This is a genomic window from uncultured Allobosea sp., from assembly GCF_945956895.1.
Taxonomy (GTDB): Bacteria; Pseudomonadota; Alphaproteobacteria; order Rhizobiales; family Beijerinckiaceae; genus Allobosea.
The window spans coordinates 1-8505 of the sequence record NZ_CAMFJF010000088.1 but is presented as its reverse complement, the minus strand read 5'-3'; the positions used below and the strand labels follow the sequence as shown (position 1 = coordinate 8505).

Genomic DNA, 8505 nt, shown 5'->3' with positions numbered 1-8505 from the left:
ATGAAGCAGAACACCGGGCCGCAGGGAATCCCGTTTATGAGTATGTGACCTAGAGCACGCAGCGCCTCGACGGAACCTCGCCCAGTATCTGGACGCGCCTCAAAGCGTCTGCGTGACCTTGCGCAGGTGAGGCGGGCGGTCGGGATCGAGCCCGCGCGCCTTGGCCAGCGCGGCGACGCCGCCATAGAAGGCGCGCGCCTGCAAGAGCGGCATCAGCACGGCCGGGCTCTCGGCAGGAACGGGCAGGGCGATGCCCGGCGCCGCGTCCGAGCCGGCATAGGCGACCTCCGCGCCGAGCGCAGCGAAACTACGGGCGACCGAGAGCGTGCTCTCGCTGCCTTCGTCGGCAGGATCGAGTACCAGCGCCGGGAAGCCCGGCCCGACCAGCGCCAGCGGCCCATGCAGCACTTCGGCTGCGCTGAAGGCCTCGGCATGAATCCGGCAGGTTTCCTTGAATTTCAGCGCCATTTCCTGGGCGATGCCGAGGCTGAGCCCGCGGCCGATGACATAGAGGCTGGTCGCGTCCCTGAGACGCCCGAAGAAGGGCGACCAGTCGCAGAGCCCGGCCTGCCCCAGCAATTCGGGCGCCCTGACGAGTGCGTCCGCAAGGCTCCGCTCGCAGCTCCAGGCGGCGGCGAGATGCAGGAGCGCGGTGCCGGTGGCGAGGAAGCTCTTGGTCGCGGCGACGCTCGTCTCGGGACCGGCAGCGAGGGGAAGGGCGACATCGACCAGCCCTGCCAATGGCGAAGCCATGTCATTGATCAGGCCGATCGTCAGCGCGCCGCCGCGCTTGGCCGTCTCGGTCAATTGCAGCGCGTCCGGGCTGCGGCCGGATTGCGAGGCGGCGATGAAGACCGCGCCGGAGAGGTCGAGTTCTTCGCGATAGACCGAAGCCAGGCTCGGGCCGAGCGAGGCGACAGGCAGGCCGAGCGTCCGCTCCAGCAGGTACTTGCCATAGGTCATGGCATGGTCGGAGGAGCCGCGGGCGCAGGTCGCGATGAAGGCGGGCTTGCGCCGGCGCAGGCGCTCGCCCAAGAGCGCCGTGGCATCGCCATTGAGGGCGATCTGGCGGGCGGCGACCTCGGCGGCCTCGGCCGCCTCGCGGGTAAGCAGTGTTTCAGGCATCGATCCGGTCAAGGCTGTGCAGCAGGTTCCGGCTCATGGCATCGACATCGGCGCGGTGGAGCCGCGTCCCGGCACCGCCGACCGAACGCACCGAAAGGGTGCCGCAGGCGATGCCCTCGGCCAGGCCCTGCTGGAGCGAGTGCCCGTCGAGCCAGGCGGCGAGGAAACCGGCATTGAAGGCGTCGCCCGCTCCCGTCGTGTCGAGAACCGGCCCGCCCTCGGGCGCGGGCAGGGCGAAGGTGGTGGCATTCTGGAAGAGGCGTGCGCCGTTGCCGCCATCCTTGACCACCACGACGGGAAAGTGGCGGGTGAGGTGGCTGCCAGCCTGATCGAGGTCCTCGCAACCCGCGATGGCGCGCGCTTCCGCAGCGTTGGGCAGGAAGATGTCGGCGCCAGCGGCGCGCTCGATCAGGTCGGGCCGGCGAATCCAGTCGTCGTCCCAGCTCGGATCGAGCGAGACGGTGAGCCCGGTGCGCTTCGCGGCCTCGATCAGATCGGGGATTTCGGCGAGCGTCGCGAATTCGGCGATGTGGAGATGGCGTGCGGCGGGGTCGGCGAGGGCCGCATCCAGCGTTGCCGGCCGGGCGCTGCCGGCACGCCGCGACAGGAAGGCGCGCTCGCCGTCCTGCACCATCACGACGGTCGGTTGCGGGCCGGCCTCGGAGCTGTGCTCGAGCCAGCGGAGATCGACGCCGCTATCGGCCAGTGCCGGCGCGAGCGTGCCGGAGAGCGGGTCCGTGCCGATGCGGGCGAGCAGGCCGGCTCGCGTGCCGAGCGCGGCGAGATGAGCCGCCGTGATGAAGCCGCCGCCGCCCGGAACGATCGCCACGGTCTCGGCGAAACGCTCCTCGCCGAGACGCGGCATCGCGTCGAGCCCGCGGAAAACGATGTCGCAGTAGAGCCGGCCGATACTGAGGACGAGGTCGCGCCCGGCGCTCATAGGGCGCGCTCGGTCGCCGCATCGAACAGGCGCAAGGCGTCGATGCCGGCGCCGAGGCAGACTTCGCGGCCGACGACCGGCGGCGCCTTGGCGGAAGCCGAGGCGAGGATCAGGCCATCGCCATGCTCGACATGGACGAAGCTCTCCGAGCCCAGCGGCTCGACGACCGCAACCTTGCCGTTGAGCACGAGATCGGCGCTTTCGCCGGGGGCGAGCACGCGCAGTTCCTGCGGACGAACGCCGACCAGTACCTCGGCGGGGAGCGGCGCCGGGCGGGGCGGCAGCGCGACGGCGTTGCCCGCCAATTCCAGCTTCGGCTTGCCGTCGGCGGTAGTCGTCCTGGCCGGCAGGATGTTCATCGTCGGGGAACCGATGAAGCGGGCGGTGAACACATCGGCCGGCTTCTCGTAGAGCTCCATCGGCGCGCCGACCTGAAGAATGCGGCCGTCGCGCATCACCACGATCCGATCGGCCAGTGTCATCGCCTCGACCTGATCATGGGTGACGAAGACGATGGTGCGGCCGAGCCGCTGATGCAGGCGCTTGATCTCCAGTCGCATCTGGGCGCGTAGTTGCGCATCGAGATTGGAGAGCGGCTCGTCGAAGAGGAAGGCCGAGGGGTCGCGCACCATGGCGCGGCCGATGGCGACGCGCTGGCGCTGGCCGCCGGACAATGCCGAGGGCTTGCGTTCGAGCAGCGGTTCGAGGCCGAGGATGCGCGCGGTTTCCTCAATACGGCGCCGCTTCTCGGCCTTGTCGAGCTTCGCCGTATAGAGGCCGAAGCCGATATTCTCGGCCACGCTCATATGCGGATAGATCGCGTAGTTCTGGAACACCATGGCGATGTTCCGCTCCTTCGGCTCCAGCCGGTTCACGGGCCGCTCGCCGATGGTGATGGTGCCGCCGTCGATCTCCTCCAGCCCTGCGATCATGCGCAGGGTGGTCGACTTGCCGCAGCCGGACGGGCCGACGAAGACGACGAATTCGCCGTCCTCGATCGCGAGGTCGATGCCGTGGACGACCTGCGTCTTGCCGTAGCGCTTGACCAGCCCCTGAAGCTCGATTCCCGCCATCAGGCTGCTCCAATCAGATCCGCGAAGGCGGCGTCGAGTTCATGGCGCGCGGAAGCCTCGCGCGCAGCGGTTGCGGTTGCGGCGAGGCCGGCTGCCACCAGCACGCCGCGATAGCCGGCGAAGGCGGCGGCGAGCGCCTGCGGCCCCGGCCCGCCGAAGCGCTCGCGCACTGCGACGAAATGTTCAGGCGAGACGGCCTCGGCAAAGGCAGGCTCGTTCAATTGCGGCTCGCGGCTGGCATGCTCGCGAAAGGCCTTGCGGAAGGGCGCGTAGCCGTCGCGCGGCAGGTCGCCGTCGGCCGCGACCACGGCACGCGCGACATCGGCGGCGATCTCATGGGCGGTTCGGAAGGAGAGCCCTTCCGATCGCACCAGCGTGTCGGCGAGTTCGGTGATCGTGATGCAGGAGCGGCGGATATTCTCGGCGACGCGCCGGCCGTCGACCTGCAAGGCCGGCAGCAGCGCGGCGAGGAGGCTGAGCACGCGCTCGCCGGTGGCGAAGGCCTGATAGCCGGCCTCGTTGGTTTCACCCTCGGCATCGTTCATGTCGGTGAAGGGCGTGTTGTGGACGATGTCCCTGACCATCCGGGCGCGCGCCATGGTCTGCGATGCCAGGTGACGCAGATGCTCGATCGGCACCGGATTGCGCTTCTGCGGCATGATCGAGGAGATCTGCACGAAGGCATTGGGCACGTAGAGCTGGCCGACCTCGAAGGCGGTCCAGACCTGCAAATCCTGGATCAGACGGCCGAGATGCAGGAAGACGAGCTCGACCGCGCTATAGGTCGCGGTGAGGTAGTCGATCGCGGCGATGCAGCCATAGGAGTTTTGCAGCGGGGCGGCGAAGCCGAGCAGATGCGCGACGCGGGCGCGATCCAGCGGGAAGCCGGAGGTCGTGATCGCGGCCGCGCCCATCGGCGAAAGGTCGAGCAGGGCGCGCGCCTGCACCAATCGCTCATGGTCACGCAGCATCACCTCGATCGCAGCCGAGAGGTAATGGCCGAACGTGGTCGGCTGGGCTGGCTGGCCATGGGTATAGGCGACGATTAATGTCGCCTTCTCGCGCTCGGCGAGGTCGAGGGTCGCGGTGATCAGGGCGCGTAGCAAGCCGGCCATATGGTCGAGCCGCGGCTTGAGGACGAGCTTGAACAGGGTGTGGTCGATATCGTTGCGCGAGCGGCCGGTATGGAGGCGCCCGGCATCGTCGGTCGGCAGGCGCTTCTTCAGCTCCGCCTCGATCAGGAAGAAGTAATCCTCGACCGTGCCGTCATAGCGCAGCGCGGTCGGGTCGATCTCGGCGTCGATCGCGTCGAGCGCGCGGGCGATGCGGCCGGCGGTGGCGCGCGGCAGGATGCCGGTCTCCGCGAGCATGACGAGATGGGCGCGGTCGATGGCGCGGAAGCTCTGGACATGATGCGTCTTCGCGCCGTCGAAGAGCGGGCGCAGCACGGTTTCCTTGTAGACGGGATCGGGGAAGACGGACGTGTCGGAGAGACGGGGATCAGTGGGTTTGGTCATTGGGAATCCCGATAGTCGGGGCCTTGGGCGTAGAACCACTCCGTCATCCCGGACAAGCCGCTTAGCGGCGCCGCTCCGGGATCCATCGTAGAGCGCGGTGCCCTACGATGGATCCCGGATCTCCGCTTCGCTTCGTCCGGGATGACGAGGTGGTTCCGTGTCCTCATGAAAGTGTCAGCCCTTGAGACCGGCGAGGACCACGCCGCGCACGATATAGCGCTGGAGCAGCAGGAAGACGGTCAGCGTCGGCAGGGTCGCGAGCGCGGCGCCCGTCATGATTAGCTCCCACTGGACCTGCGATTCCACCGCGAAGCTCGTGAGGCCGACCGGCAAGGTGTAGAGTTCCTTTGATGTCGTCACGATCAGCGGCCAGATGAAGGCGGTCCAGTTGCTGAGGAAGGTGAAGATCGCCAGCGCCGAGAGGGCGGGCGTCACCAGCGGCAGGGCGATGCGCCAGAAGATCGCGAACTCGTTGAGGCCGTCGATGCGGGCGGCTTCGAGGAAGTCGTTCGGCACCGTCTCGAAGAACTGCTTCATCAGGAAGGTGCCGAAGGCCGTCATCATGCCCGGGAACATGATGCCCCAGTAGCTGTCGAGCCAGCCGAAGTTCTTGGCCATGACGTACCAGGGGATGACCAGCATCTCGGTCGGGATCATCAGCGTCGAGAGGATGGCGATGAAGACGAGATAGCGGCCGCGGAACTGGAATTTCGCGAGGGTGTAGCCGACGAGGCTGTCGAAGAAGACGTTCGAGAGCGTGACCGCGGTCGCGATGCCGAAGGAATTGGCGAACCAGCGCAGGAAGCGGCCGTCCGAGAGCACGCTGACATAGTTTTGGAGCGTCGGATGCGCCGGGAAGAAGGCGAGATCGTAGATCTCGGAGGAATCCTTCAGTGAGGTCGCGAACATGAAGGCGAGCGGCGTCACCATCAGGAGCCCGCCGCCGAAGAGCGTGAGCCAGGTGATGATGCGGCCGGGCTCGATGCGCAAGGCCAGGGGGGAGGCGGCGGCGCTCATCAGCGGTCCTTCAGCAGCCTGAGCTGCAGCAGCGAGACCACGAGCAGCACGAGGAAGAGCACGACGGTCTGGGCCGCGGCATAGCCCATGTCGAAGGAAGAGAAGGCCGTCTGATAGATCATCAGCACGAGCGGCTTGGTCGCGTTCAGCGGCCCGCCGGGGTCGCTGCTCGTCTGGCTGGTCATGTTGTAGACCTGATCGAAGATCCGCAGGAACCCGATCGAGGAGAAGACGACGAGGAAGACGATCGTTGGCTTGAGCAGGGGCAGGGTGATCCGCCGCAGGATCGTGCCGTTCGAGACGCCGTCGATGCGGGCGGCCTCGTAATAGGTCGTCGGTATCGCGCGCAGGCCGGCCATGAAGATCACGACCTGGAAGCCGAGCCCGGCCCAGATCGCCGGCGCGAGCACGGCGGGCAGCGATTGCGTCGTCGAGCGCAGGAAGGGCTGCTGGGCGATGCCGATGCCGGCGAGCAGGTTGTTGAACAGGCCGATCGGCACCGGTTGGTAGAACCAGCGCCAGACCCAGGCCATCGCCGCCGCGGTCGTCAGGAAGGGCAGGAAATACAAAGCCCGGATGAAGCCGTGCAGGAAGCGCACGCGATCGAGATGATAGGCGATGGTGAAGGCGAGCAGCAGGCTGATCGGCGTGCCCAGCAGCAGGTAGAGCGCGGTATTGCGGAAGACCTGCCAGAAGACGGGATCGGCCATCAGCCGCTTGAAATTGGCGAGCCCGATGAAGGAGGGCTTGGTCAGGAGGTTCCAGTTGGTGGTGGCGATCCAGAACGCTTCAAGCGTCGGATAGAAGCGCACCACCGCATAGAACAGCACCGGCACGGCCAGGAAGGACCAGGCCCAGAGGACCTGTTTCTGACGCATGCCGAGGCCCGAAGAGAGACGGGCGTCGGCATCATCGGCATTCGAAGGCAAGCTCATCGCGATCTATCCGAAGCGTGCGGGGGAACCGCCGCGTCATCCCGGACAAGCTGCGCAGCAGCGCAGATCCGGGATCCATCGTCGGGCGCTAGCGCCTTGCGATGGATCCCGGCGCTCCGCTTCGCTTCGGCCGGGATGACGACGTGGTTCATGCGCGCACGCTCACTTCTTGTAGAAGCGGTCGAGGATGGGCTGCTCGGCCTTGGCGGCCTCGGCCAACGCGGCCTTGGCGTCCTGGTTCTGCAGGAGCACGCGGTTGAGCATGTCGAGCGAGACCTGGCGCTGGGCCATTTCGTCGACGAAGACCGTGGCGTGCGAGTAGTTCAGCGCCTTGAGGAACGGCCCGTAGACGGGGTGGTTCAGGTTCTTCTCGGTCTCGGCCGCAGCCTTGCGTGCCGGCAATTCACCGACGGTCTCGAGCCAGAGCTGCATCGCCTCGGGCGTGGTGACGAAGGCGAGGAATTTCTTGGCTGCTTCCAGCTTCTCGCCGGTCGGCTTCGTGGTGATGCCGTTGACCCAGTAGCTGGCGAAATTCGCCTTCTTGCCGTCGGCCGAGGCCGGAAGTTCGGCAACACCCCATTCGAAGGCCTTGATGCCGCCGAAGGCGCCGAGACGGAAGGAGCCGTCGACCGTCATCGCGGCGCGGCCAGCGCGGAAGGCGGCCTGGCCCTCGTCCATGAAGCCGACCTGGCCGACCTTGTGGACGCGCTGGAGATCGGCATACCAGTTCAGCGATTTGGCGCCGGCCTCGCTGTCATAGGTCACCTTGCGGTTGTCGTCGCTATAGGGCGCGCCGCCGTTCTGGCGCAGCAGCGTCTCGCGCCACCAATGGTAGTCCTGGCCGGGGAAGTCGAGCGTGATGCCGGCCGAGAGCATGTTGCCGGCGCCGTCGCGCTTGGTCGTCTTCTTGGCGAAGTCGAGCAGTTCGTCGACGGTCTTCGGCGGCGTGTTCGGGTCAAGCCCGGCCTCCTGGAAGAGCTTCTTGTTGTAGAACAGCGCGAGCGAGCGCACCGCCGTCGGCAGCGCGTAATACTCGCCGTTGCGCTTCATCGCCGAGACGATCGGATAGAATTCCTTCTCGATCGCGGCGGGCGGGAAGGCGTCGCGCGGTAGCGGCTGGATGAACTTGGCGCCGACGAAATTGTCGAGCCAGCCATAGAAGAGCTGCACGACATCCGGGCCCTGTCCGGCGGGCATCGCCGCGGCGATCTTGGTCTGGTAGTCGGCATAGGGGAAGGTCGTCTGCTTGACCTTGATGTTCGGGTTGGCGGCCTCGAAGCGCTTGATCAGCTCGTTCATCGCCTTGACGCGCGCGTCGAAGACATACTGCCAGTATTCGATCTCGACGGTCTGCGCCTTCGCGCCGGCGATCGCGCCGACCGAGACCATCAGACCCAACAGCATCCCGCGTAAGCCGCGCATGACCCTCTCCCCTGATTCCAGCGTCCTCCGTCCCTGCCGGCGGACGGCATTCGGGAGGCTCGCAGGCATCGTCGTCTCGCCGGGCCTCGGCTGTCAATCAATTAATTCACTTGAGTTGGATTAATTGCCGGAGCAGGCTGTTCGCCCGCCCTCGCGTGACAGCCTATGCCGAACCGTCCCGTCCCTCCCTCTCGCAGCGTCGCCGTCGGCACCAATCCCGAGCGGACGCGCAGCCATAACCGCCGCGTGGTGCTCGAAACCGTGCGCCAGCACGGGCAGCTCGGCCGTTCCGATATCGCGGTTCTGACGAAGCTTACGGCGCAGGCCGTCTCGAACATCGTCGCGGAACTGGTCGAAGAAGGCTTCTTGGTCGAGCTCGGCCGGCGCCGGACGGCGCGCGGCCAGCCGCCGGTGGAATTCGCCGTCAATCCCGAAGGCGGGATGACGGCCGGGATGGAGATCGCGGCCGATCACGT

The 8505-nt window shown here is 67.0% G+C and carries 7 protein-coding genes and 1 pseudogene; 1 reads left to right on the top strand and 7 read right to left on the bottom strand.

Translation table 11 applies throughout. The features are described from left to right. Window positions 1–99 precede the first annotated feature (99 nt). From Q0Q02_RS21670 to Q0Q02_RS21640, 7 genes are all read right to left on the bottom strand, one after another. On the bottom strand, window positions 100–1125 hold the full coding sequence (locus tag Q0Q02_RS21670) for an SIS domain-containing protein (protein ID WP_293812628.1): 1026 nt from the start codon (window positions 1123–1125) through the stop codon (window positions 100–102). Continuing rightward, window positions 1118–2065 carry a carbohydrate kinase family protein gene (locus tag Q0Q02_RS21665; protein WP_293812626.1) on the bottom strand — a complete coding sequence of 316 codons (948 nt, stop codon included), beginning with the start codon at window positions 2063–2065 and terminating at the stop codon, window positions 1118–1120. The genes Q0Q02_RS21670 and Q0Q02_RS21665 overlap by 8 nt, the downstream gene beginning before the upstream one ends. Continuing rightward, a complete protein-coding gene (locus Q0Q02_RS21660; RefSeq protein ID WP_293812624.1) occupies window positions 2062–3138 on the bottom strand; it encodes an ABC transporter ATP-binding protein in 1077 nt (358 codons plus the stop codon). Before Q0Q02_RS21660 ends, Q0Q02_RS21665 begins: the two co-directional genes overlap by 4 nt. Beyond that, window positions 3138–4655 (bottom strand): argininosuccinate lyase, encoded by a 1518-nt coding sequence (gene argH, locus Q0Q02_RS21655; protein ID WP_293812622.1) that lies wholly within the window; start codon window positions 4653–4655, stop codon window positions 3138–3140. The genes Q0Q02_RS21660 and argH overlap by 1 nt, the downstream gene beginning before the upstream one ends. 174 nt (window positions 4656–4829) lie before the next feature. Beyond that, a complete protein-coding gene (locus Q0Q02_RS21650) occupies window positions 4830–5672 on the bottom strand; it encodes a carbohydrate ABC transporter permease (RefSeq protein ID WP_293812620.1) in 843 nt (280 codons plus the stop codon). Beyond that, window positions 5672–6607 (bottom strand): carbohydrate ABC transporter permease, encoded by a 936-nt coding sequence (locus tag Q0Q02_RS21645; protein WP_293812618.1) that lies wholly within the window; start codon window positions 6605–6607, stop codon window positions 5672–5674. Before Q0Q02_RS21645 ends, Q0Q02_RS21650 begins: the two co-directional genes overlap by 1 nt. Window positions 6608–6769: 162 nt before the next feature. After that, window positions 6770–8029 (bottom strand): extracellular solute-binding protein, encoded by a 1260-nt coding sequence (locus Q0Q02_RS21640; RefSeq protein WP_293812616.1) that lies wholly within the window; start codon window positions 8027–8029, stop codon window positions 6770–6772. A gap of 165 nt (window positions 8030–8194) precedes the next feature. Here Q0Q02_RS21640 and Q0Q02_RS21635 point away from each other — a divergent pair. Then, window positions 8195–8505: pseudogene (locus Q0Q02_RS21635) on the top strand (sugar kinase); the annotation flags it as partial.

Bases quoted from the DNA above. Each gene is read 5' to 3' on its own strand.
- Q0Q02_RS21670 (WP_293812628.1), bottom strand. From the start codon at position 1,125: ATGCCTGAAACACTGCTTACCCGCGAGGCGGCCGAGGCCGCCGAGGTC.
- Q0Q02_RS21665 (WP_293812626.1), bottom strand. From the start codon at position 2,065: ATGAGCGCCGGGCGCGACCTCGTCCTCAGTATCGGCCGGCTCTACTGC.
- Q0Q02_RS21660 (WP_293812624.1), bottom strand. From the start codon at position 3,138: ATGGCGGGAATCGAGCTTCAGGGGCTGGTCAAGCGCTACGGCAAGACG.
- argH (WP_293812622.1), bottom strand. From the start codon at position 4,655: ATGACCAAACCCACTGATCCCCGTCTCTCCGACACGTCCGTCTTCCCC.
- Q0Q02_RS21650 (WP_293812620.1), bottom strand. From the start codon at position 5,672: ATGAGCGCCGCCGCCTCCCCCCTGGCCTTGCGCATCGAGCCCGGCCGC.
- Q0Q02_RS21645 (WP_293812618.1), bottom strand. From the start codon at position 6,607: ATGAGCTTGCCTTCGAATGCCGATGATGCCGACGCCCGTCTCTCTTCG.
- Q0Q02_RS21640 (WP_293812616.1), bottom strand. From the start codon at position 8,029: ATGCGCGGCTTACGCGGGATGCTGTTGGGTCTGATGGTCTCGGTCGGC.